Origin of the sequence: Gillisella vitis, from assembly GCF_001541345.2 — a bacterium.
Lineage (GTDB): Bacteria > Pseudomonadota > Alphaproteobacteria > Rhizobiales > Rhizobiaceae > Allorhizobium > Allorhizobium vitis.
In genome coordinates, this window is record NZ_LMVL02000004.1 from 291,193 (window position 1) to 314,182 (window position 22,990).

The following is a 22,990-nucleotide window of genomic DNA, read 5'->3' on the forward strand; positions in this document are numbered from 1 at the left end:
ATACGACCGGTCTGAGGCCGAAGACATAGGCGGCGGCAATGTCTGCCGGATGGAGACTGTCATGAAGGTCAAAAGCATCGCATCCCTGCTCGTCGCGGCCTTTGCCGTGTCCTCCTGCATGGGTCCACCACCGCCGCGCCAGGAGGCCTATAATGCACCGAGGCCACAGGGCGTCGACGGAGCCTGGGTCGATCCAAACGGCATCGTTTCCACCTTCCAGGGCGGCACATTTGCCACCCGCTCCAGCGACACCAATGCGCTTCTGGCCTCCGGCACCTACACCAATACCTCGCCGACGCTCGTGGAGATCAACATGACCTCGCTGGTGCGCAAGACCCAATCGCGGGTCAATTGCGCGCTGGTTTCGCCAGAACAGTTGAACTGCACCACCGATGCCGGGTCGAATTTCTCGCTACGCCGCAAGATCTGACGCCTCAACGCATCCAAAGCTTGGCAAAGCCGGTCCATGGGCCGGCTTTTTGCTGTTCTGGCGTATTTTCGCTTGCGATAAACCAAGCGCGATGGAAACATGCAGCCTTCCGCAAAAGCCCGATAAGAACGTCATAAAAGAGGGGTAACCAGAGCGGGTGTTCCATGAAATCAGGAGTTACGGATGTTAAGAAGATTTAAATTTGGCCTGTTGAGCGCCTCGGTGCTGATTTTGTCGTCGGGTGCGGCCTTTGCCGATTTCGAACTGAACATCCTGCATATCAACGATTTTCACTCCCGGATCGAGTCGATCAATAAATATGATTCGACCTGCTCGGCAGATGAAGAAAGCAAGAACCAGTGCTTTGGTGGCGCGGCCCGTTTGAAGACAGCGTTCGACCAGACCCGTGCGGCACTAGCTGGTAAGAATGTCCTGTCGCTGAATGCCGGCGACAATTTCCAGGGATCGCTGTTCTACACCACGTACAAGGGCACCGCTGAACTGGATGTGATGAACATCTTGAAGTTCGATGCCATGACGCTTGGCAATCACGAATTCGACGATGGTGAGACGGCCATCGGTCCCTTCCTCGACAAGGTGCAGTTTCCGGTCGTGGTCGCCAATCTGGAAGCCAATGCCGAATCGAAACTGAAGGACAAGTTCAAGCCCTCCACAATCCTGGAAATCGGCGGCCAGAAGATCGGCATCGTCGGCGCCGTTACCCCGGAAACTGTGGAACTGGCATCGCCAGGTTCGAATGTGAAATTCACCGATGATGTCGCTGCCATCACCGAGGAAGTGAAGAAACTGAAGGCCGAAGGCGTCAACAAGATCATCGCGCTCACCCATGTCGGCTATCACCGCGACATGGAGATCGCCAAGATCCCGGATGTCGACGTCGTGGTCGGCGGCCATTCCCATACGCTGCTGTCAAACACCGATCCGAAAGCCGAAGGCCCTTACCCAACGCTTGTGGACAATCCCGGCGGCTACAAAGTGCCGGTGGTGACAGCGGCCTCCTACGGCAAATATCTGGGCGACCTGGCTGTGGTTTTCGACGATAACGGCGTGGTGAAAAGCGCCAAGGGCGATCCGATCCTGATCGATTCGAAATTCAAGCCTGATGAAGCGATGACCGCCAAGGTCAAGGAACTGGCCGGTCCTATCCAGGAATTGCGCCAGAAGGAAATCGGTGAAAGCGCTGGTCCGATCGATGGCGCCTCCACCTCCTGCCGCGCCAAGGAATGCGCCATGGGCAATCTGGTGGCCGAGGCCATGCTGGATCATAGCCGCAGCCAGGGCATCAGCATTGCCATCCAGAATGGCGGCGGCCTGCGCGCCTCGATTGGCGGCGGCAAGGTCACCATGGGCTCGGTCATCACCGTCCTGCCCTTCCAGAACACGCTTGCCACTTTCCAGCTCAAGGGCTCCGATGTGATTGCGGCGCTTGAAAATGGCGTGAGCCAGGTGGATGACGGTGCAGGCCGGTTCGCACAGGTCGCCGGTCTGAAATACAGCTTCGACCGTTCCAAGCCGGTCGGCAGCCGGGTCGTTGACGTACAGGTCAAGGATGGCGACGGCTTCGTGCCGCTCGATACCAGCAAGCTCTACGGCGTCGTCACCAATAATTACATGCGCTCCGGCGGCGACGGCTACAAGATCTTCGCGACAGCCGGGCAGAACGCCTATGATTACGGTCCGGATCTCGCCGATGTGACAGCCGACTTCCTGGCCAAGAATTCGCCCTACAAGCCGTTTACCGATGGCCGCGTCAGCGAAGTCACGCCAGCCGGCTATGTCGCTCCGGCTGCCCAGCCGAAGACGGCGACGGCTGCCCAAGCCACGGCACCGGCTGCCACCGCACCTGCCCCAACGGCGCCTGCTGCTCCGGCAACCCCTGCGCCCGCAGCTCCGGCACCCGTAACACCGGCCGTCTCCGCACCGCCTGCCGCCGCTCAGCCGACGCAATATACCGTGGTCAAGGGTGATAGCCTGTGGAAGATCGCTGAGGCGACCTATGGCAATGGCGAGGACTGGAAGAAGATTGCCGGTGCCAACACGCTGCGCCATCCCGACCATATCGAGATCGGTGAAGTTCTGACCGTTCCGGCAAAGTAACTTTCGGTTGTGGGAGACTTATGCCAATGGTCATTGAAAATGGCCTTTGGTATTCCCTTTGCAAATATCTCAAGCCTCTGATGCATTTGAGATATTTGCAATATTTTCAAGGCGAGGATGCGGTAGCATCTTCGAGACTTGGTATTCAGGTCTTCCACATGCGACAAAAGGTCCGGCCCGGAGCGATCCGGGCCATTTTTCATTCTGGACAGTGATCTCATCTCGGTCCAAAAGCGTAACATCAGCATCGAATTCTTGACCAAGGTAGTCCAAATATGAGCGCGATCGTCAACCATCTTCCTGCCGAACATCCCAAGGTCAATTTCGGCAAGGTCGGCGTGCTGCTCGTCAATCTCGGCACACCTGATGGCACCGACTACACCTCGATGCGCCGCTATCTGAGGGAATTCCTCAGCGACAAGCGGGTCATCGAATGGTCACGACTGTTCTGGTATCCCATTCTCTATGGCATCGTTCTGAACACCCGCCCCGGCAAGGTCGGCAAGGCCTATGCCGAGATCTGGAACAACGACCTGAACGAGAGCTATCTGCGCACCTATACCCGCAACCAGGCCGAGAAAATGGCCGTATCGCTCACCGATATGCCAAATGTCGTGGTGGATTGGGCGATGCGCTACGGTCAGCCATCGATCAAATCGCGCATGGACGCGCTGCAAAAGGCCGGCTGCGAAAAGATTCTATTGTTTCCGCTCTATCCGCAATATGCCGCAGCCACCACGGCCACCGTCAATGACGAAGCCTTCAAAGCGCTGCTCAAGATGCGTTGGCAGCCAGCCCTACGTACCGTGCCGCAATATAGCGACGATCCGGTCTATATCGATGCTCTCGCCAATTCCATCGAAGCCCATCTCGCAAGCCTCGACTGGGAACCGGAACTGGTGCTGACCTCGTTCCACGGCATTCCGAAGTCCTATTTCATGAAGGGCGATCCCTACCATTGCCAATGCTACAAGACCGCACGCCTGCTGCGTGAGCGGTTGGGCTGGCCGAAGGAAAAGCTGATGGTCACCTTCCAGTCGCGATTCGGGCCTGAGGAATGGCTACAGCCCTATACTGACAAGACCGTGGAAAAACTGGCCAAGGATGGCGTCAAGCGCATTGCCGTGATCAATCCCGGCTTCGTCTCCGATTGCCTGGAAACGCTGGAGGAAATTGCCGGAGAAGCAGGCGAAATCTTCCACCACAATGGTGGTGAAAAATTCAGCCACATCCCCTGCCTGAACGACAGTCCGGACGGCATGCGCGTGCTGGAAAATGTCGTGCGCCGCGAGTTGCAGGGCTGGGTTTGAGATCCGCCAATAGATCGGGCGGAATGGTAGGAACCGGCGTTCGTGAACCGATAAGGGAAACTCTAGCATCGAGCCGAAAACCGGCTTCCCCTTTCCGGCTCGATGCTTGAATACACGTTACTTGGTGGCACAGAACGTCGATTTTGTTTGTGGCGGAGATGCCGTATCATCGATGGCGCAGAACGGAATGGACCATACGAAATCCACAGCCAAAGCAATCCGTGTCAGATCTGAGGTACTATCCGCTAGCATAGGGAGCGCAGGCGGATTGCCCGGAACCCAGAACCAGGAAGGCTCGATCGGTCCAATTGGCGCATTTCCTGCGTTGCTCGTTAATGGCTGACTGGCGGAAATTAAATCGAAGCCAGCAAATGACGTCATCTTACCACTCGAATCAGCTCCGGCACGGCCATGACAGGTTATGCAGGAAGAATAGGCGACAAAGCCGTTTTCCGTGACCGAATTACCGAGGCGCACGGTCAGGCCGGTCGCGGTTGTCGTATCCGTCTGGCTGCCCTTCAAGCAATAGTTAAGGTAAGCCGGATCGATATCCGCGCCTGCAAACAGCGCTTTCAATGCTGGCGTCTTGGCGCAGGCAGGATATGGCGTTTTGGATTCTACCTGGGATAACGGTGGCTGGACGGATGGCACAGCCCCGAAACTGTCCGTGCAACCGATGACATCACACCGTCCGGGATTGTCCTGATGCTCGAAGGTTGCCCAGGTCCAGTTTGGAACCTGCTTGGAGATCAGATGCATGGCGACCAGGGCGTAGTCTTTTCCGCCCGCAGTATTAACATGGTAGAGCTTCTTGGCATCCGCAGCCGTTCCGCTGAAGCCGTTGAAGGCTTTCAGCCCATCGACCGCGACCCAGTTTGCCTTCACTTCGATCGCATCCGTCGGAAAAGAAATAATACTATCTGATTTACTGAACGCAGCTTTAAGGCCAGAGACCTTATAAAGATTGTTGCTGACGATATAATCGAATGACGCCTGGTTGCGGCGCACTTCTTCAATTGGCGTGCCAGGCTGTTCGCCGTTTCCGCCAGGCACCAACAGTGCTTTTATCGGCGCTCCATGCGAAAGACGACTGAGAGCCCTGGGTACTAGGCTCTTCGGTGATCCACCCTGAGGCCAGACAGGAGCGGGCGTGAAGGTGTCTGCATCACTCGCCCAGGTTTCAAAGAGCGCATTATTATTGCTTGCGGTATTTGCCTTTGCATTGACAGACAAGAACAATGCCCAGGAATTTTCGTCTGGCGCCGTCATCGCCGGATCGGCAACAGTTTGCGCCAAACCAGAACAGGCAAACGACATCACTGCTATTAAAGATGTGATGAGAATCACAGGATATTTTTTCATCGAGATCTCCTTTCCAAAAATAAGAAAAAACACCTATGGATGTGATTTAAATTACATCCATTTATAATTGTATTCTCATTTAGGCCGGATCTGCAAGGACAATTCAGGGCTGTGCCACCCTCTGGGACAGCGAAAGTCAGATGGATTTCCAAAGCAATAATTAATTGTTCCACCCTACATTGAACCTATCGAGGGAGATTGCCGCGCCCCAGCGGAGGAGGAATCTATGCGTATTAATGGAAAAATATATCTACTTGTTTTCATTCTCGGCTTTGCCGCATCCCTGATCGGGGCGATCGGGATTTTCGTGACATTGCGATATGACAGCAAGACCGCAGAGGTTCTCAATCTGTCCGAGCGCGCCTTCCAGGGTGAGCGGCTCAACCGCCTGATCACCTCGGTGGTGATGGAATCGCGCGGTATCTACGCGGCGAAATCGAAGGAAGATGCCGACAAGTTCGGCAAAGGGCTGACAAAAAGCCTCGATGACATGGATGCCACGCTTCAAACCTGGCGGGAAATGATACCGGAAACCCAGCTGCAGGCCTTCCAAGCCATGGTTGCCAAGGCAGCGGAATTCCGGACATTCCGCACGGAAACAGTCCGCTTGGGTGCCGAAGTTGGTCCGCAGGCCGCCAATGAGCAGGGCAATAACGAGGCCAACCGTGCCAATCGCAAAGCCTTCCAGACTGAGGTGGATGCCGTCGTCAGCGCTGACAAGAAAGAACTCCAGGCGGTGACGGCATCGGTCGCCAGTTTCCAGACAACCATGATGATCCTGATCGTCTCGGTGACGGTTGTCTCGATCCTGATCGGCGTCGGCCTCGGGATCTATATCGGCGTCAAGCAATTGAGCCGCCCGATCGTCCAGCTCACCACGGCCATCAAGCGTGTCGCCAATGGCGATTTCGACACCGACGTGCCCGGCGCCACCCGTAAGGATGAAATCGGCGACATGGCCTTGGCGGTCGAAACCTTCAAGCGCAATGGCCAGGAGGTCGCCCGCATGAATGCCCAGGAATCTGCCCTGCGCGCAAAAAGCGATGACCTGCAATCCAGCATGTCCGTTGTTGTCGCAGCCGCCGCCGATGGCGATTTCAGCAAGCGGATCGACAAAAATTATGACGACCCAAATCTTGACCGTTTCGCTAACAATATCAATGAGCTGATCGCAAGCGTCGAGCGCGGAGTGACGGAAACTCGACGAGTGATCGCCAATCTCGCAAGCGGCGATCTGAGCCAGGAAATGCAAGGCCAGTTCCGCGGCGCCTTCGGCGAATTGCAGGCCAATGTCAACACCACCTTTGAGCGCCTGCGCGACACGATTTCCGGTATCCGCCACAAGACGGACGCCATCAGCGGCAGCACCGGCCAATTGAGCAATGCCACCAACGAGTTGTCGATGCGCACCGAAAAGCAGGCCGCCGCTCTGGAGGAAACTTCGGCGGCACTTGATGAGATCACGGTCGTGGTGCGCAGCTCCTCGGAACGCGCCCAGGAAGCCAGCCGGATCGTGACGGAAGCCACGGAAAATGCCGCCCAGTCCGCCGTCGTGGTGCGCGAAGCCGTGGACGCCATGGGCCGGATCGAAAATGCCTCCAAGGAAATTTCCACCATCATCAATGTGATCGACGAGATTTCCTTCCAAACCAATCTTCTGGCCCTGAATGCCGGTGTGGAAGCCGCACGCGCGGGTGAAGCCGGCAAGGGTTTTGCCGTGGTGGCCCAGGAAGTGCGCGAACTGGCGCAACGCTCCGCCAATGCTGCCAAGGACATCAAGGCGCTGATCACCAAATCCGGCCAGGAGGTCGAAGGCGGGGTCAAACTTGTGCAAAAAACCGGCGAAGCGCTGGCAAAGATCGAAAGCCGCGTGCTGACCATCAACGAGCATATCCATTCCATCGCCAATGCGGCCAAGGAACAGGCAACCGGCCTGCATGAGATCAATGCCGCCATAAACCAGATGGATCAGGTGACCCAGCAGAATGCCGCCATGGTCGAGGAAACCTCAGCCTCCACCCACTCACTCTCCGACGAGGCGCGGAGCCTGGTCGGGCTGCTCAGCCATTTCAAGATGTCCGGTCAGCAAGGCCAGGTTGCGCCTGAGCCTCGACGCAGCGCCCCGCAGCCTGTCTCGGCAAACCTCACCGCCCGCAGCCCGGCTCCGTCACCGGCCCGCGAACGGGTCAAGGCCGTCGCCAAGGCCTTTGGCGGTGGTGCAGCTGCCGCTCAATCCCGGGATAACTGGGAGGAGTTTTAAGCCAAGGGCAAAGCGCCTGTGCTATCGTCAGAATAATTCTTTGATTTGACTATGGTTTAAGGCAAAAATGAACGGTTGGCGGTTACAGAGAAGCGATTTTGTCGGTAAGCGCCACCCAACCACCAGGCTCCATGATCAAAGCTCCGACATCATAGGACCCGAGCAGGGCCAACACCGACCGTCTTGAACAGATCTCACTGAACAACTCGGTCGCAGGCCCCGCATCCCGGTAAAAATAGAAATTGTTCCTCGCCTCTGTGACCACGGTCTTCAACTCAGAGGACGGCAAGCGAGAGGCCGGCGGTGAATGTTCTTCCAAAGCCTGCCTTGCCTGGGAAAGCCCCATGCCGGTCAGCCGTGGCGGCTTATCGGCCTTGCGCAATTCTTCATTGGCGGTCTTGAGGTTCATGCCGGTCAAGCGCGGCGGACGGGAACGGGCAAGATAATCGTCTCGAAGCAGAAAATCATCCGGGTTCAAACGGCGTGTCCGACAATAGGCCGAGAATTGCTCCTGATAGGCGCGCCAATGAATTTCGAGGGCAAGCCGAGCGCATGACTTGGCATGGAACGCCTTGTCAAAGGTCTTGAAAGCCGACGTGGCGCCGTTAATACCGGCATTCACGGATGCGGTAGCGATTTCGCCCAGAACAGGCACCGAGCCCGTCACCAGTTTCGTACCCTCTATGCCGGATTTGTGAATCTTCCGCTTGATGACTTCGGCAATAATATCCGACAACGGCACGCCATCGGTTTGCCCCTGATTTGCGGCGTCCACCCGGCTTGCCAGCATTTTCAGCTTTGTCAGGTGACTGGCAGTCGATGCCGTACTGTTGACCTGCTTGGCAACGGAAAGGGCATTGATTGGCAAGGCGCCCATCGATGCTGCAACCGACACCGAACCGGCGATTGAAACAGCATTGCTGCCGATTTCCTTGTACCGTCGGCGCTGCATATATTTCAGCGTCACCGGGCTTTCACTGGTCAGGTCCCCGCTGCTGTGGCCACGTGCCACGAAAAACGGATTCGGCGGCACGGAAGTTCCGGCATTGCCCCGCGCCTTGTATCCGTTTCGGCCAGCTTCGGCGACACTTTGTCCCAAGGCTGCATAGCCGGTGCTGTTGCCGCCATTGGCCGTCCCGAAAGCCACATCCAGGCATGCCGCCGCGACATCCGTCACGGACAATGGCGCATCTTTCTTGTCGTATTTGCCTTTTGCATCGGCAGTTGCCGATACCCTGCCAGTATTCCTAAAATTCAATGATTTAGCTGAGAATGCGCTTTTCAAACTTCCAAGCATTGCAAATCCTCCAGACATCTCACTGGAAGAAAATGCCACAGAGATAGTCATAATGCGACGAAAAAGACGCAAAATGGATAAATATCTCACACGCCGCGCTTGTTGCCCCAGAGCAGTACATGCAGTTGCGGCAGCACCCGTGCGGCAAACCAGCGGTCTTCGACCACCCGGTCCACCAGCCAATGCATCCGGGTCATGATCCCATCCATGTCAATCAGCGCGTCATCATCTTCCGGCGGCGGGGGCGTGTGGTTGCCGGGCTGGAGATAGACCGGCAGATGCGGATGCCGGGCACTGGCATCGCGGGCATAGGCATAATCGGCCTCATCGAAGACGATGAACTTCAACACGGTGAGCGGGCTTTGCTGCGCGCCCCGCCCTGCGGCTTTCGCAAGACAGAGTGAAAGCGCATCCCAATCCGTTTCCATGCCGCTCGAAGGCGGTTTGGGCGACATCACCAGCACATCCAGATCGGCAAACCAGTCGCGGGCAATCGACCCTTGGGTCTCCAGGGCGAAGCGGTAACCCCGGGAATGACCGTGGGCAATCAGCGCGCCCAGCGGCTGGATCGCCGGATTGCCGCCCGACAGCGACACCATCAGCGGCACGCCCCCCGACAGGTTTTCCACCTCGGCCCAAATCGCCTCGACGCTCATCGGCAGCCATTCTTCTCGAAACCGGCTTTCCACGGCATGCAGGCTATCGCACCAGGAACAGCGATAATCGCAGCCGCCCATGCGCACGAACACGGTCGGCTGGCCGATCAGCACCCCCTCGCCCTGAATGGTCGGGCCGAAGATTTCGCTGACCCGGATCGCAGTTTCTGGCGCAGTCATGGCCGATACTCCGCCCAGGTCTTCTGGGTTTCGCTGACCCTGACAGCAGAGGTCTCGGCAAATCGCTGCTTGCACCAATCATAGAAATGCTTGGCCAGACATTCCGCCGTGGTCTTGTCGTGACCCAGCACATCATTGAGATGGCGATGGTCGAAGACCTCATCGATATAGGTCTTCAACACTTTCAGCTCATGATAATCGCGCAGGAAGCCATGCTCATTCAGCTCCTCGCCTGACAATTCGACCTCGACAATGTAATTATGCCCATGCAGCCGGGCGCATTGATGATCAGCGGGCAGGCCTTTCAACTGATGCGAGGCGGAAAAGTGAAACTCCTTGGTGATCCGGTACATGGTCTCAAACCTCCCTGGCCTGAAAGCCAGAGGTGGCGCTCACCCAGAAATCCGGGTCTTCGTAGTCGGTGGGATCGGTGACACCGGCCAGATGAAAGGCTTCGCGCCGCTCCACACATGTGCCACACCGGCCGCAATGGCGCGCGCCGCCCTTGTAGCAGGACCATGTCTGCTCAAACGGCGTGCCGTATTTCGCCCCTTCGGTAACGATATCAGCCTTGGAAATCGTGACGAACGGCGCCAGCAGCTTGACGTCGGCATAGCCTTCCAACGCATGGGCCTGCATGGTCTGGAATGCATCGATGAAGCCGGGTCGGCAATCGGGATAGATGAAATGGTCGCCGCCATGCACGGCAACGGCCACCGCATCGGCCTTCTTCGCTGCCACAACCCCGAAAGCAATCGCCAGCATGATGGCGTTGCGGTTCGGCACGACGGTGATTTTCATCGTCTCTTCGGCATAATGGCCATCGGGAACGTCGAGATCATCCGTCAGCGCCGAGCCGGTCAGGCTCGCACCAATCGCGGTAATGTCGATGATCTGGTGCGGCACGCCCAGCCGCTTGGCCGCGAGTGCTGCAAAATCCAGCTCTTTTTTATGACGCTGGCCGTAATCGAAGGAGATCAGGCCGATCAGCTGATGTTCCGCCGCCATTTTATCGGCAAGCGAAACGGAATCGAGTCCGCCAGAGCAGACGACGAGTATTTTCATAGTTCTAGTCCTTGTTTTTTCCGGGTAGGCTGCGACCGGTGGTGAAAACCGTGACCCTGATAGCGCAGAAGCGCGGCTTTGCAAACCCGCCCGGACGGGTAATTGCGACGGCAACGACCCTAGATTATCCGTGCCACTGGTAACAGGGCGGGGCCAGGCTTACATAGAACTCAACAAAATGGCTGCGGGGAGAAGATATGTCCGGCTTCGATATTCTGGTTCTAGCCCTGGTGGGCTTCGTCATCCTGGTGTTGATCGCCGGGATCAAGACCGTGCCGCAGGGCTTTCGCTATACGGTGGAACGCTTCGGGCGCTATACCCGCACGCTGGAGCCCGGCCTCAACATCATCACCCCGTTCATCGAGACCATCGGTGCCAGGATGAACGTGATGGAACAGGTGCTGGATGTTCCGACCCAGGAAGTCATCACCAAGGACAATGCCAGCGTCTCCGCCGATGCCGTTGCCTTTTATCAGGTCTTGAACGCCGCCGAGGCCGCCTATCAGGTTGCCAATCTGGAAAACGCCATTCTCAACCTCACCATGACCAATATCCGCTCGGTCATGGGCTCGATGGATCTCGACGAACTGCTGTCCAACCGCGAAGTCATCAATGACCGGCTGCTGCGGGTGGTGGATGAAGCCGTGCGGCCCTGGGGCATCAAGGTTACCCGCGTCGAGATCAAGGACATCCAGCCGCCCAAGGATCTCGTCGATGCCATGGGCCGCCAGATGAAGGCCGAGCGCGAAAAGCGCGCCCAGGTGTTGGAAGCCGAAGGCTTCCGCAATGCCCAGATTCTGCGGGCTGAAGGCGCCAAGCAATCCGCAATTCTCCAGGCCGAAGGCCAGCGGGAAGCCGCCTATCGCGAAGCCGAGGCCCGTGAGCGGCTGGCAGAAGCCGAGGCCAAGGCGACCGCCCTCGTCTCCGCGGCAATTGCTGCCGGTGACGTCCAGGCCATCAACTACTTCGTCGCCCAGAAATATACCGAGGCGATGACCGCCATCGGCACCGCCTCCAACTCGAAAATCGTGCTGATGCCGATGGAAGCCTCATCGCTGATCGGCTCGCTGAGCGGCATTGGCGCCATCGCCCGCGAAGTGTTCGGCGGCGATGCGCCGCAGGCGGGCGGCAGTCCTGCCCGTTCTTCCGCTGCCTCAGCCAGAAGCGTGCCAAAAACCACAGTCACCACCACGCCCGCGATCAATCCCTTCGCCAAGCCAGAGGAATAGACCGCCATGTTCGCCACGCTGGTCGATCAATGGGGACCGTGGAGCTGGCTGGTGCTGGGACTGGCGCTGCTGGCCGTCGAACTGGTCATGCCTGGCATGTTCATGATCTGGATCGGGCTGGGTGCCATTGCCACCGGCCTGCTATCTCTGGCTTTCTGGGGTGATGCCTTCTGGCCCTGGCAGGTTCAAGCGCTGGTGTTTTGCGCCTTTTCGATCGCTGCCATCCTGATCGGCCGTAAATATGTACGCTCCGACGCCAAAAGCAGCGACGAGCCATTGCTCAACCAGCGCACCGCAAGCCTTGTCGGGCGAACCGCCACACTCCAGGAACCGATCCGCGAGGGTCGTGGCCGGATCAGGTTGGATGATACGTTCTGGACGGTTTCGGGACCGGATCTGGAGACTGGAACCCAGGTCAAGATCATCGCCGCCCATGGGCGAGATTTGACGGTTGATGCGGTTTGACGAGGCCTATTTAAAGAATAAACCGGGGACTTCAGCGAAACGTCATATTTTGTATCGTCTCTGCTCCGCAGTCGTATGTCCACCGGAAAAGGATATCCGAATACGCTGTTGCCTCTGCCGCCACCTTCTCCCCAGCGGGGAGAAGGTGGCGGCAGAGGCAAGAGGGGGCGGCGGAGCCGAAATACCAAAACTCTTACGCCCATGGGCTCAGTATGAACCCGACGACGCTATCGCTCACTCGTCAAGCCACACCAATCCGCAACAGATCATGGAAGTGGATGATACCATGGGGCACACCGTCTTCATCGGTGACAAACAGCGCCGAAATATTGTGCTGGTTGAGGATTGCCATCGCGGTGGTGGCAAGTGTTTCGGTGTGCACCGTCTTTGGATGACGGGTCATCACCTCTTCCACCATCCGCTCACCGAGATTGCGGTTGAGGTTACGGGCAATATCACCATCGGTGATGATGCCGACCAGACGGTTGGTGCTGTCGGTCACGCCGACGCAGCCAAAACGCTTCTGCGACAGCATGATAATGGCTTCCGGCACTGATGTGCCTTCCGGCACCAGCGGCACGTCCTCGCCGATATGCATCATGTCGCCAACATGGGTCAGCATCGCGCCCAGCTTGCCGCCCGGATGGAAGGTCTTGAAATCGTTCGGCCCGAAGCCACGGGCCTCAAGCAGCGCCAGTGCCAGTGCATCGCCCAGCGCCATCTGCATCATGGTCGATGTTGTCGGCGCCAGGCCATGCGGGCAGGCTTCCTGCACCTTGGGCATCAAAAGCACGATATCGGCTTCCCGCGCCAAAGTGGACTGTTCACCGGCAGTAATGGCGATCAGCGGAATAGAAAAACGCCGGGTAAAGGACAGGATTCCATTCAGCTCGGTGCTCTCGCCGCCCCAGGACAAGGCGATCACCACATCGTCACGGGCAATCATGCCAAGGTCGCCGTGATTGGCTTCCGCTGGATGGATGAAGAAAGCCGGCGTGCCTGTCGAGGCAAAAGTCGCTGCGATCTTGCCGCCGATATGGCCGCTCTTGCCGACGCCAGAGACGATCACCCGCCCCGAGCTTTTGCCGATAACATCGATCGCGTTGCAAAACGGTCCGGCAAGATACCCTGCCAAAGCCTCTTCCAGAGCCGCCAGCCCGCTTTGTTCGGTTGCGACGACACGCAATGCAGCCTTGATGGCGCTTGCTTCCACGAGTTTTACAGCCAGCTTGTTCATGGCAATGTCCATAGCGCTAATGAACTTAACTGTCCATTCACCCTTGCCTACAGTCTGTAAGAAATGACGACTGGCCGGTGTTTCTGGCAAGCTGACCTGTGCAAATCGTTGATCGCAACGAATAATTAACCATGAGAATTTACCTTTCGGTAATGGCATCACCGCCGAAAGATAGATTTCAACAGGCCGCAATGACGGATAGCCAGACCCATTTCCCTGATCGGCAGCACAGCGCGGGCTTTCGCCCGATGTCGTCCGCTGGCCTGCTGGCAGCGTGGCTGGTCATGGCTGGCCCCGCCCTCGCCCAACAGGTGACATCGGGATCCACAGAGCAAAGCGCGGGCCTTGCGACCCTGCGCGGCTCCACGGCGAGCAGCGACGACACGGCAACAACCAAAGACACGACGGCAGCAGGCAGCGCTACGTCATCGACCACGGCAAAAACCAGGGCTGACGACCGCGAAGACACGCTGGATACCGACAGTTTCCGCCGTATCACCAATGACGCCCTGGACGCCAACCGCATCAACCTCAGGGAATCGCCGGTCGATGAACGGCGTCAGCTGCGCAAAACCGAGGATGACGGCACCGGCATTCATGTCGGCACGATGATTCTCAGGCCGGAATTGTCGCAAGGCATCAGTACCGAGCGCAAATCAACCGGCAGCGGCAAGCAGAACACCACCTATTGGGACAATGGGTTGAAGGGTACGCTGACCTCCGACTGGTCACGCCATCAACTGGTGATTACCGGAGACGGGCAATGGCGCCAACGCATCGCTGGTGACCGTGACAGCGATCCCTCCGGTCGGGTCGATGCCGCATTGCGACTGGATTTTGCCGATGACATCGCCGCCCGGTTGACAGCGGGCTATGGCTTCAGCCGCGAAAGCACCACCGACCCCAATGCCGTGCGCAATGCCTCGGTGCAATCCGGCGTCAATCAGTTCAGTGCTGGTGCCGTGCTGGAACGGCAGCTTGGTCCGTTGAAAGGCTCGGTCGGGCTGGATTTCGAACGCTGGGTCTATACCGATGCCAAGCTTGCCAATGGCAGCATGCTGTCCAATTCCGACCGAAACCGCAATGCCGTCACTCTATCTTCGCGGCTCGGCTATGAAATCTCCCCGGCCCTGACACCCTTTGTCGAGGTTTCCGCTGGCAAGACCCGCTATGACCAGACTGAGGACAGCGCAGGCTACCGCCGCTCCGGCAATATCTACGGCGCCAAGGCCGGGATCAGCTCAGATATGGGCGAAAAGCTACGCGGCGAAATCGCCCTTGGCTATAAGCTCGCCAGTTTCGACGACACGCGGTTGGACGATCTGGGTGCGATGACCGTCGATGGCAATGTCGCGTGGTCACCGTTGCGCGGCACCAATGTCGATCTGGGTCTTGCCACCTCCATTGAACCCTCCACCACCGCAGGCGTCAGCGGCGATGTCGCCTATGCACTGACGGCCGTCGTCACCCATGAATTGCGCGACAATCTGATCGCCAAGCTTTCGGGCGGCACCACCTGGCGCAATTATCGCGGCGGCAGCCTGAGTACGGGCATGTATTACACAGCGGGCGGCGGGCTGGTTTACAAGGTCAACCGCTGGCTGGATCTCACCGCCGATCTCACCTGGGAAAAATCCACCAGTGACAGCAGTTCCGACGACAAGACCCTGACGGCAGGCGTCGGCCTGAAACTGAGGCGGTAAACGAGAAAACGCCGCGCGTTGGACGCACGGCGTTTGAAAATGTCATTCTGCTGAAAAACGCTTATTTCAAAGCAGCCAGCAGCGCCTTCATCGGCTCTTCCACCAGACCGCGAAGTTCGGGACGCGACAGGGCGAACGCGACATTGGCGAGAATGAACCCGTCCTTGGCACCCGTATCAAAGGTTTCGCCCTTGAAGTGATAGCCGGCGAATTGCTGGCTCTTGGCCAGTTTCAACATGCCGTCGGTGAGCTGGATCTCGTTGCCAGCGCCGCGCTCCTGGGTTTCCAGGATCGAGAAGATTTCCGGCTGCAGGATATAGCGGCCATTGATGAAGAAGTTCGAGGGCGCCGTACCCTTGGCTGGCTTTTCCACCATCTGGGTGATTTTGAAACCGCCATCCAGCGTTTCGCCGACACCGACGATGCCGTATTTATGGGCCTGGTCGGGCGCACATTCCTCGACAGCGAGGATATTGCCGCCAGCCTTGTTGTAGAGATCGACCATACCCTTCATGCAGGCTGTCTCGCCGCGCATGATCATATCGGGCAGCAGGACAGCGAAAGGCTCGTCGCCAACAATTTCGCGGGCGCTCCATACGGCGTGGCCGAGACCCAGCGGCTCCTGCTGACGGGTGAAGCTGGTGGCGCCTGCCTTGGGCAGGATTTCGGACAGCAGTGTCAGTTCTGCATTTTTGTTGCGCGATTTCAGCGTCTGTTCAAGCTCATACTGGATATCGAAATAATCTTCGATCACCCCTTTGCCGCGCCCGGTGACGAACACGAAATGCTCAATCCCGGCTTCCACGGCCTCATCCACCACATATTGGATGACTGGCTTATCGACAACAGTCAGCATTTCCTTCGGCACGGCCTTGGTGGCGGGCAGGAAACGAGTTCCAAGACCAGCAACCGGAAACACGGCTTTACGAATTTTTTTCAGTTGTCCCACACATCCCTCCTAGAGGATTTTTCAAATATGCACGCAATCGCACAAACGCCGATTACTAAAGAATTGCAACGAAATTACAATTCTGTTTGCGATTTTGGTAAATTGGTAAAGAATTTGTTGAGACTATGGTCATAGACTGAACCAGACTGGCCATGCCTGCGCAATTCCAGCCGGGCATTGCCCCACCGCCACAACCAGGCGGTGTCGACCAGCATAGACAGATGAGACAACAGCCAGCTGAACGGACGAGAATGCCAATGACCAGAGAACGCGCCTCGCGCCATCTTCGCGCGCTTGCCTTTTCCCTCATGGCGAGCCTTGCGCCGCTTCATGCCCATGCCGATGCCGGCTTCCAGAAATGGATCCGGGATTTCTATCCCACGGCGGCCGCCTCGGGCATCAGCGCGCAAACCTATAACCGCGCCTTTGCCGGCATCAAGGACCCCGATCCCGATGTGCTGCGCAAGGCAGCTTACCAACCTGAATTCAAATCGGAAATCTGGGATTATCTCGACAGCCGCGTCAATCCTTATACCGTGAAAATCGGTCGGGAAATGCTGGCCAAGCATGGCCGCACGCTGGCCTCGCTGGAAAAATATTTCGGTGTTGACCGCCATATTCTGCTGGCGATCTGGTCGATGGAAAGCAATTACGGGGCCGTTCTCGCCAAGGACGACCGGCTGCATTACGTGCCGCAGGCGCTGGCCACCCTTGGCTATGCCGATCCCAAACGCGGCGGTTTTGCCCGTAAACAACTGATCGCCGCCTTGAAAATCCTGCAAAACGGCGATGTGAGCCCGAAGGAAATGACTGGCTCCTGGGCGGGCGCCATGGGTCACACACAATTCATCCCGACCAGCTACCTGCTGTATGCGGTCGATGCGGATGGCAATGGCCATAAGGATATTTGGAATTCTATCCCCGATGCGCTCGCCACCTCCGCCAATCTTCTGGCCAAGAACGGCTGGGACAGCGGACGGACCTGGGGCTATGAAGCCGTGGTGCCTGCGGGAGCTGGCAAATATGCCGGAAAAACGCTGACGCTGGCGCAGTGGCAGAAACTGGGATTCACCCGCCCCGGCGGCAAGGCATTCCGCAACCCTGGCGAGCGGGCGCAATTGAAGCTGCTGGCAGGTGCCAACGGTCCGGGCTTCCTGATGACATCCAACTTTTTCACCATCAAGAAATACAATGCCGCCGATACCTATGCGCTGGCCGTCGGTCTTCTTGCCGACGAAATCGCCGGCTATGGTGGCATGCAGCAGAAATGGCCGCGTCCAGATGGCACGCTGGACATCAAGGAAAAATTCGAATTGCAGACCCGGATGAAGGCGCTGGGCTATTATAATGGCGAAGTGGACGGCAATTTCGGCTCTGGCTCGAAAGCGGCGATTTCCGCCATCCAGCAGCGGCTGGGCATGCAGGGCGATGGCGAACCGTCCAAGCCCTTGCTGGAAATGCTCAGACGGCATTGATTCGGAGCGATAGGCCGTGACGGGAAGACTGCTCATGCCTGGTAAAGACAAAGACCGGATCGTGCGGCGACATGTGACCTTTGCGCTTGCAATCGTCGTGGCTGCGACAAGCGTCGTTGGCCCTGCCCTGGCACAGGATTATCCCCGCCGCCGCACCCTGCTCGACATGCTGTTCGGCAGCCGCTCGGACGACAGCCGCTATGAACGGCAATATCCCGCCGCGCCACGTCCGGCAGGGCCGCGCAGCCGCAAGAAACCTGCCGCCACCGCTCCCGCCACACCGGCACGGATACGTCCTGTTCCGGTTTCCGCCCCGCCAAAGGAGGCGGCTCCCGCCAAAATCGACAATGCCCAGAAAATCCTTGTTGTCGGCGATTTCTTTGCCAGCGCCATCGGCGATGGCTTGCAGCAGGCCTTTGCCGATGCGCCCGGAACTGTCATCGAGACCCGCAGCAACGGCTCCTCCGGCCTGGTGCGGGACGATTATTTCGACTGGCGACGGCAATTGCCGAAAATGCTCGAGGAAACCAAACCAGCTTTGGTGATCGTCGAGCTTGGCGCCAATGACCGCCAGCAGATGACACCAGGTGGCGGCGACCAGCGCTTTCCCTCAGACGCCTGGTTTGCCGAATATCAAAAGCGGATCGATACCATCGCCAAGCTGGTGACGGCAAAAAAGATCCCGCTGATCTGGGTTGGCCTGCCGCCGGTGAAATCGCCGGGCATGTCGGCGGACCTGATCAAGTTCAACGCGCTCTACCGCAAGGCGGCGGAAGCGGCAGGCGGTGAATTTATCGACATCTGGGACGGTTTCGTCGATGCGGACGGCGGCTTCGTGCTGACTGGCTCCGACATCAACGGCCAGCAGGCCCGGTTGCGCGGTCCCGATGGCATCAGCATGACCGATGCCGGCAAGCGCAAGATGGCCTTCTACCTGGAAAAATCCGCCCGCAAATTCCTGGGCGACATGGCAAGCCCCGGGCTGGTGCGGCTCGATGCGACCAGCCTGCCGGATATGACCGGGCCAGAAGAGCTTGACGGCCCCGACCGTATTCCCCCGATGAAAATTTCCGATCCGGCGCTGGATGGCGCAGATCACCTGTTGGGCGGCGCTGAAAAGCCCGCTCCCCAAACGCCCCCCTCGCCCCGCGACCTTCTGGTCTCGACCGGCATCATGCCGGAACCGCCAAAAGGCAGGGTAGACGATTACCGGCTAGCGTCCCCATCAAATATAAATTTGGCTTTGCCGAAACAATAATACGAGCGTCTGTCAGGTTTAGATGAAACCTGACAGACGCCAATGCAAACCGTTAGTCCTCTCCGAAAACCAAAGGCGGTTTCACAAGGGCTGACGTAAGACGTATCGAACTAGCCAAAATGGTACCGGTCAAAGACCGCGTCACGCGCCCAGTGGTTCTTTCCAGGAAGACGGGGCATCCGTCTTCCTGGAAAGGTTCTCGTCAAAAATCCTGCCAATCCTTCTCTTTTACCGCAGCCGATCCATGAAAGGCGCCCCGGAGCTTTTCCGTCAGTTTCCGAGCAGGCGACGGTGCGGGACGAGATGCGGAAACGTCATTCGTCTGCGCGAACGCAACAGCCTTGCCATGATCTTCAAGCTTGAAGCGCGACAGCAGGTCGCTCAACGTCGCCGCTTCCTTCGCTAGGCTGTGGCTTGCCGCAGTTGTCTGTTCCACCATGGCAGCATTCTGCTGGGTACCCTGGTCCATAGTATTGACTGCCGTATTGATCTCCTGAAGCCCGACCGATTGCTCGCGTGCAGCCTCGACAATCGCCGTGACATGCCGGTTAATCTCCTGAACCTCACCAACAATGGTTTCGAGCGAAGAGCCGGTTTCAGCCACCAGCTGCACACCGGCCTGAACCTGCTGCCCGGAAGAGACGATCAGGCCTTTGATGTCCTTTGCCGCATTGGCGGAGCGCTGCGCCAGTTCGCGTACCTCTTGCGCCACCACGGCAAAACCCTTGCCGGCTTCCCCCGCGCGGGCTGCCTCGACACCGGCATTCAGCGCCAGAAGATTGGTCTGAAAGGCAATCTCATCGATCACGCCGATGATATTGCTGATTTCGCTGGAGGATTTTTCGATTTCCTGCATGGCGGCAACCGCCTTGCGCACGACCTCACCGGAGCGTTCCGCACCGTCACGTGTCTTGGAAACCAGAGAACCGGCTTCCTCGGCCCGCCGGGTCGAATCCTTGACCGTCGTGGTAATCTGCTCAAGTGCTGCTGCCGTTTCTTCCACGGAAGCCGCCTGCTGTTCCGTCCGATGCGAAAGATCGTCGGCGGCAGAGCGGATTTCATTGGCACCTGCATCAATGCCACGCGCATTCTGCCTGACGGTCACAAGCGCTTGCTGCAACTTCTGGACAGAGCTGTTGAAATTCGACCGCAACCCATCAAGGCCAGCCACGAATGGCACGGTAATGCGATAGCTGACATCCCCATCAGCCAGGCGCGTCAGACCCTCTGCCAGAGCCTCCACGGCAAATTTGGTGTCGGCGGCATCCTTGGCCCGCTGCGCATCACGCTCGGCCCGTTCCTTTTCCGACAAGCCACGGCTGGCCTCGGCCTCGGCTTCCAGACGCTCGCGGTCGAGCGCATTGTCTCTGAACACCGCGACGGCGGCGGCCATCTGCCCGAGTTCATCGCCGCGTCCAGCACCATCGATTTCAGCCCGCGTTTCACCCTTGGCCAGGGACGTCATGCGCAGCCGCAGGCGTTCGATCGGTCGGGTAATGCCATGGGAGACGATCCACAAAGCGGCAAAAATCGCCAGAATGAAAGCGACAAGCAGGCCGCCAAGTGTAGAAATAATTGTATTGCGCGTCTCATTCGAGATCAACGTACTTTTATCGGAAAGTTCTTTTGCACCATCGACCACCCATCGGCGGGTCTCGTCAGCTGTCTCGGCGATCAGCTTATCTGCCTGCCTTAATTCGGCGCGGGCCTCGGTATCTTGTTTTCTAGCATCCAGGTCAATCACTTTGGATGTTATCGTGATGATCGCCTCATACCGTGTACGAATTGCCGCGAGCCGGTCGGCCTTCGCAGGATCAAGGGCGATTGCCTCATTGATCATGGCGATAATGCGCTTGACGCTCTCATCATAGTCCTTTTTCGCCCTGATAATTTCCGGACTTGAATCGTCATAAACCAAGATTTGGTAAGCGTCATAGCCGAGTGCCATCAGCCTCTGACTTGAACGCGCCACCATCATAAGCGAACCTGCGTCCTGATCGATAAAAGCGGAATACTCCTTATCAACCGCATTCAAGCTTTGGGACAGCATGACAGAAGCGCCAATGCCCAATGCACAAATTGAAACCACGACAGACAAAATCTTCGTTTTAATTTTCAGATTGTCGAGAAATGACATTTGGGATCTCGTGTCGGCAGGAATCCAAACATCTGGATAGGCTGCTACAGGAAAAGCATCTCGTCATGAGGGCTACAATAGGTTGTATCCATGATTTAAAAGGCATTAATTTATTAAAGGTAAATATGCTGGATCAAACCGGAAATCACTACAAATATACGGGGTTTGCAATTGATATTGCTCGATATTTTCTTAAATCCATGCAAAATAACGCATAGATATTTCTGAATAAAATAAAACTCTTAAGTTGCATTCTACCCCTAGAAATCAATTGGCAAACGTGCGAGATCTCCACAAATTCCTACGAAAAAAGGGGGGCGAAAGCCCCCCTTATAGAACTCGGAACCGGCCAATCTCAGCGCGGTAGAACCGTCGTACCCATCAGCGCCTCGTCGATGGCGCGCGCTGCCTGGCGGCCTTCGCGGATGGCCCAGACCACCAGTGACTGGCCACGGCGCACGTCGCCGGCTGCCCAGAATTTATCGACGGAGGTGCGGTAGTCCTTGTCATTGGCGATAACATTGGTCGAGCCGCGCCGGTCGGTATTGAGGTCCAGCTTGCCGTCGAGCTCCTTGACGACGCTGTCGGTGAAGGGGCCGGAAAAGCCGATGGCGATGAAGGCGAGATCGGCCTTGATGATGAATTCCGAACCAGCGATCGGCTGGCGACGGTCATCCACCTGGCAGCATTTGACACCGGTCAGCATGCCGTCTTCGCCAACGAATCCGAGCGTTCCCACCTGGAACTCACGCACAGCGCCTTCGGCCTGGCTGGAGGAGGTGCGCATCTTGGTGGCCCAGAACGGCCAGACGGCCAGCTTGTCTTCCGTCTGCGGCGGACGCGGACGGATGTCGAGTTGGGTAACCTTCACAGCGCCCTGGCGGAAAGCCGTGCCGACGCAGTCAGACGCCGTATCGCCGCCACCGACCACCACGACATGCTTGCCACCGGCAATGATCGGCTCGGAGGGCCAGCCAACGCTGTCGATGTTTTCACGACCGACCCGGCGGTTCTGCTGGACCAGATAGGGCATGGCATCATAAACGCCGTGCAGATCGACGCCGGGAATGCCAGCTTCACGTGGGGTTTCAGAGCCGCCGCAATAGAGCACGGCATCGTAATCGGCCAACAGCTTTTCCACCGTCACGTCGACGCCGACATTGACGCCACAATGGAAGGTGACGCCTTCGCCCTTCATCTGTTCGACGCGGCGGTCGATGAAGTTCTTCTCCATCTTGAAGTCGGGAATGCCGTAGCGCAGCAAACCGCCCGGCTTGGTTTCGCGCTCATAGACATGCACATCATGCCCGGCACGGCCAAGCTGCTGGGCGGCTGCCATGCCGGATGGGCCAGACCCAATGATCGCCACCTTTTTGCCGGTATGGACCGTGGCCGGTTGCGGCACGATGAAACCCAGCTCATAGGCCTTGTCGGCGATGGCCTGCTCAACGGTCTTGATCGAAACCGGGGCATCTTCCAGGTTCAGCGTGCAGGCCTCTTCGCAAGGGGCCGGGCACACACGACCGGTAAATTCCGGGAAATTGTTGGTGGAATGCAGGTTGCGGATCGCCTCTTCCCACTTGCCATTATAGACCAGATCGTTCCAGTCGGGGATCTGGTTATGCACCGGACAGCCGGTCGGGCCGTGGCAATAGGGAATGCCGCAATCCATGCAGCGCGCTGCCTGCTTTTGCACTTCCGGTTCCGACATCGGAATGGTGAATTCGCGGAAATGCCGGATGCGGTCGGAGGCTGGCTGATACTTCGCCACCTGCCGGTCGATTTCCATGAAACCTGTAACCTTGCCCATATTCTCGTCCTACTCAATGAGCCTGCAACTGCACGGACATGCCATGCGT

At 57.7% G+C, this 22,990-nt stretch carries 18 protein-coding genes; 9 read left to right on the forward strand and 9 right to left on the reverse strand.

Features of this window, described 5'->3' with window-relative positions; translation table 11 throughout:
- Positions 1–61: 61 nt before the first annotated feature.
- The 3 genes from omp10 to hemH all read left to right on the forward strand — a co-directional run bounded on the left by omp10 (position 62) and on the right by hemH (position 3,858).
- Positions 62–430: an outer membrane lipoprotein Omp10 gene (gene omp10, locus ASB66_RS16140; RefSeq protein WP_060718255.1), complete on the forward strand. Its 369-nt coding sequence runs from the start codon at positions 62–64 to the stop codon at positions 428–430.
- Positions 431–613: 183 nt separating this feature from the next.
- On the forward strand, positions 614–2,548 hold the full coding sequence (locus ASB66_RS16145; RefSeq protein ID WP_060718256.1) for a 5'-nucleotidase C-terminal domain-containing protein: 1,935 nt from the start codon (positions 614–616) through the stop codon (positions 2,546–2,548).
- A 275-nt stretch (positions 2,549–2,823) separates the two neighbouring features.
- Positions 2,824–3,858, forward strand: a complete 1,035-nt coding sequence (gene hemH / locus ASB66_RS16155; RefSeq protein WP_060718258.1) for a ferrochelatase — start codon at positions 2,824–2,826, stop codon at positions 3,856–3,858.
- Between the two features lie 117 nt (positions 3,859–3,975).
- Here the strand turns inward: hemH and ASB66_RS16160 are convergent, their stop codons facing one another.
- Positions 3,976–5,220 (reverse strand): hypothetical protein, encoded by a 1,245-nt coding sequence (locus ASB66_RS16160; protein ID WP_060718259.1) that lies wholly within the window; start codon positions 5,218–5,220, stop codon positions 3,976–3,978.
- Positions 5,221–5,446: 226 nt separating this feature from the next.
- Between ASB66_RS16160 and ASB66_RS16165 the strand changes: the two genes are divergently transcribed.
- Positions 5,447–7,480: a methyl-accepting chemotaxis protein gene (locus tag ASB66_RS16165; protein WP_060718260.1), complete on the forward strand. Its 2,034-nt coding sequence runs from the start codon at positions 5,447–5,449 to the stop codon at positions 7,478–7,480.
- Between the two features lie 82 nt (positions 7,481–7,562).
- Here ASB66_RS16165 and ASB66_RS16170 read toward each other — a convergent pair whose 3' ends face one another.
- From ASB66_RS16170 to queC, 4 genes are all read right to left on the reverse strand, one after another.
- Entirely contained in the window at positions 7,563–8,738 is a 1,176-nt protein-coding gene (locus ASB66_RS16170) for a hypothetical protein (protein WP_060718261.1), read from the reverse strand.
- A 125-nt stretch (positions 8,739–8,863) separates the two neighbouring features.
- A complete protein-coding gene (gene queE / locus ASB66_RS16175; RefSeq protein WP_060718262.1) occupies positions 8,864–9,613 on the reverse strand; it encodes a 7-carboxy-7-deazaguanine synthase QueE in 750 nt (249 codons plus the stop codon).
- Complete coding sequence (gene queD, locus ASB66_RS16180; RefSeq protein WP_060718263.1) at positions 9,610–9,966, reverse strand: 6-carboxytetrahydropterin synthase QueD; 357 nt, start codon at positions 9,964–9,966, stop codon at positions 9,610–9,612. The genes queE and queD overlap by 4 nt, the downstream gene beginning before the upstream one ends.
- A 4-nt stretch (positions 9,967–9,970) precedes the next feature.
- Positions 9,971–10,678 carry a 7-cyano-7-deazaguanine synthase QueC gene (gene queC / locus ASB66_RS16185; protein WP_060718264.1) on the reverse strand — a complete coding sequence of 236 codons (708 nt, stop codon included), beginning with the start codon at positions 10,676–10,678 and terminating at the stop codon, positions 9,971–9,973.
- 197 nt (positions 10,679–10,875) lie between these two features.
- Between queC and ASB66_RS16190 the strand changes: the two genes are divergently transcribed.
- Positions 10,876–11,907 carry an SPFH domain-containing protein gene (locus tag ASB66_RS16190; RefSeq protein WP_060718265.1) on the forward strand — a complete coding sequence of 344 codons (1,032 nt, stop codon included), beginning with the start codon at positions 10,876–10,878 and terminating at the stop codon, positions 11,905–11,907.
- A 6-nt stretch (positions 11,908–11,913) separates the two neighbouring features.
- Positions 11,914–12,372 (forward strand): NfeD family protein, encoded by a 459-nt coding sequence (locus tag ASB66_RS16195; protein WP_060718266.1) that lies wholly within the window; start codon positions 11,914–11,916, stop codon positions 12,370–12,372.
- Positions 12,373–12,613: 241 nt separating this feature from the next.
- Here the strand turns inward: ASB66_RS16195 and ASB66_RS16200 are convergent, their stop codons facing one another.
- Entirely contained in the window at positions 12,614–13,609 is a 996-nt protein-coding gene (locus tag ASB66_RS16200) for a KpsF/GutQ family sugar-phosphate isomerase (protein WP_060718491.1), read from the reverse strand.
- Between the two features lie 191 nt (positions 13,610–13,800).
- Here ASB66_RS16200 and ASB66_RS16205 point away from each other — a divergent pair, with 191 nt between their 5' ends.
- The gene (locus ASB66_RS16205) at positions 13,801–15,312 is read left to right on the forward strand and encodes an outer membrane beta-barrel protein (RefSeq protein WP_158544221.1); all 1,512 of its coding nucleotides are present in this window, start codon (positions 13,801–13,803) and stop codon (positions 15,310–15,312) included.
- Between the two features lie 61 nt (positions 15,313–15,373).
- Here the strand turns inward: ASB66_RS16205 and galU are convergent, their stop codons facing one another.
- Positions 15,374–16,261 (reverse strand): UTP--glucose-1-phosphate uridylyltransferase GalU, encoded by an 888-nt coding sequence (gene galU, locus ASB66_RS16210; protein WP_060718268.1) that lies wholly within the window; start codon positions 16,259–16,261, stop codon positions 15,374–15,376.
- 257 nt (positions 16,262–16,518) lie between these two features.
- On the opposite strand from galU, the gene ASB66_RS16220 reads away from it, so the two are divergent.
- Positions 16,519–17,736: a lytic murein transglycosylase gene (locus tag ASB66_RS16220; RefSeq protein ID WP_060718270.1), complete on the forward strand. Its 1,218-nt coding sequence runs from the start codon at positions 16,519–16,521 to the stop codon at positions 17,734–17,736.
- A gap of 34 nt (positions 17,737–17,770) precedes the next feature.
- On the forward strand, positions 17,771–18,994 hold the full coding sequence (locus ASB66_RS16225) for an SGNH/GDSL hydrolase family protein (protein WP_081089057.1): 1,224 nt from the start codon (positions 17,771–17,773) through the stop codon (positions 18,992–18,994).
- Positions 18,995–19,196: 202 nt separating this feature from the next.
- Here the strand turns inward: ASB66_RS16225 and ASB66_RS16230 are convergent, their stop codons facing one another.
- Both ASB66_RS16230 and ASB66_RS16235 read right to left on the reverse strand, forming a co-directional pair.
- Positions 19,197–21,131, reverse strand: coding sequence for a HAMP domain-containing methyl-accepting chemotaxis protein (locus tag ASB66_RS16230; RefSeq protein WP_060718271.1), 1,935 nt, complete (start codon positions 21,129–21,131; stop codon positions 19,197–19,199).
- 355 nt (positions 21,132–21,486) lie between these two features.
- Positions 21,487–22,941 (reverse strand): glutamate synthase subunit beta, encoded by a 1,455-nt coding sequence (locus ASB66_RS16235; protein WP_060718272.1) that lies wholly within the window; start codon positions 22,939–22,941, stop codon positions 21,487–21,489.
- Between the last annotated feature and the right edge of the window lie 49 nt (positions 22,942–22,990).

Coding starts and splice junctions, on each gene's coding strand:
- ASB66_RS16225 (WP_081089057.1), top strand. CDS start 17,771: ATGCCTGGTAAAGACAAAGACCGGATCGTGCGGCGACATGTGACCTTT.
- queD (WP_060718263.1), bottom strand. CDS start 9,966: ATGTACCGGATCACCAAGGAGTTTCACTTTTCCGCCTCGCATCAGTTG.
- ASB66_RS16220 (WP_060718270.1), top strand. CDS start 16,519: ATGACCAGAGAACGCGCCTCGCGCCATCTTCGCGCGCTTGCCTTTTCC.
- queE (WP_060718262.1), bottom strand. CDS start 9,613: ATGACTGCGCCAGAAACTGCGATCCGGGTCAGCGAAATCTTCGGCCCG.
- ASB66_RS16235 (WP_060718272.1), bottom strand. CDS start 22,941: ATGGGCAAGGTTACAGGTTTCATGGAAATCGACCGGCAGGTGGCGAAG.
- omp10 (WP_060718255.1), top strand. CDS start 62: ATGAAGGTCAAAAGCATCGCATCCCTGCTCGTCGCGGCCTTTGCCGTG.
- ASB66_RS16160 (WP_060718259.1), bottom strand. CDS start 5,220: ATGAAAAAATATCCTGTGATTCTCATCACATCTTTAATAGCAGTGATG.
- ASB66_RS16165 (WP_060718260.1), top strand. CDS start 5,447: ATGCGTATTAATGGAAAAATATATCTACTTGTTTTCATTCTCGGCTTT.
- hemH (WP_060718258.1), top strand. CDS start 2,824: ATGAGCGCGATCGTCAACCATCTTCCTGCCGAACATCCCAAGGTCAAT.
- ASB66_RS16190 (WP_060718265.1), top strand. CDS start 10,876: ATGTCCGGCTTCGATATTCTGGTTCTAGCCCTGGTGGGCTTCGTCATC.
- ASB66_RS16230 (WP_060718271.1), bottom strand. CDS start 21,131: ATGTCATTTCTCGACAATCTGAAAATTAAAACGAAGATTTTGTCTGTC.
- ASB66_RS16195 (WP_060718266.1), top strand. CDS start 11,914: ATGTTCGCCACGCTGGTCGATCAATGGGGACCGTGGAGCTGGCTGGTG.
- ASB66_RS16200 (WP_060718491.1), bottom strand. CDS start 13,609: ATGAACAAGCTGGCTGTAAAACTCGTGGAAGCAAGCGCCATCAAGGCT.
- ASB66_RS16205 (WP_158544221.1), top strand. CDS start 13,801: ATGACGGATAGCCAGACCCATTTCCCTGATCGGCAGCACAGCGCGGGC.
- queC (WP_060718264.1), bottom strand. CDS start 10,678: ATGAAAATACTCGTCGTCTGCTCTGGCGGACTCGATTCCGTTTCGCTT.
- ASB66_RS16145 (WP_060718256.1), top strand. CDS start 614: ATGTTAAGAAGATTTAAATTTGGCCTGTTGAGCGCCTCGGTGCTGATT.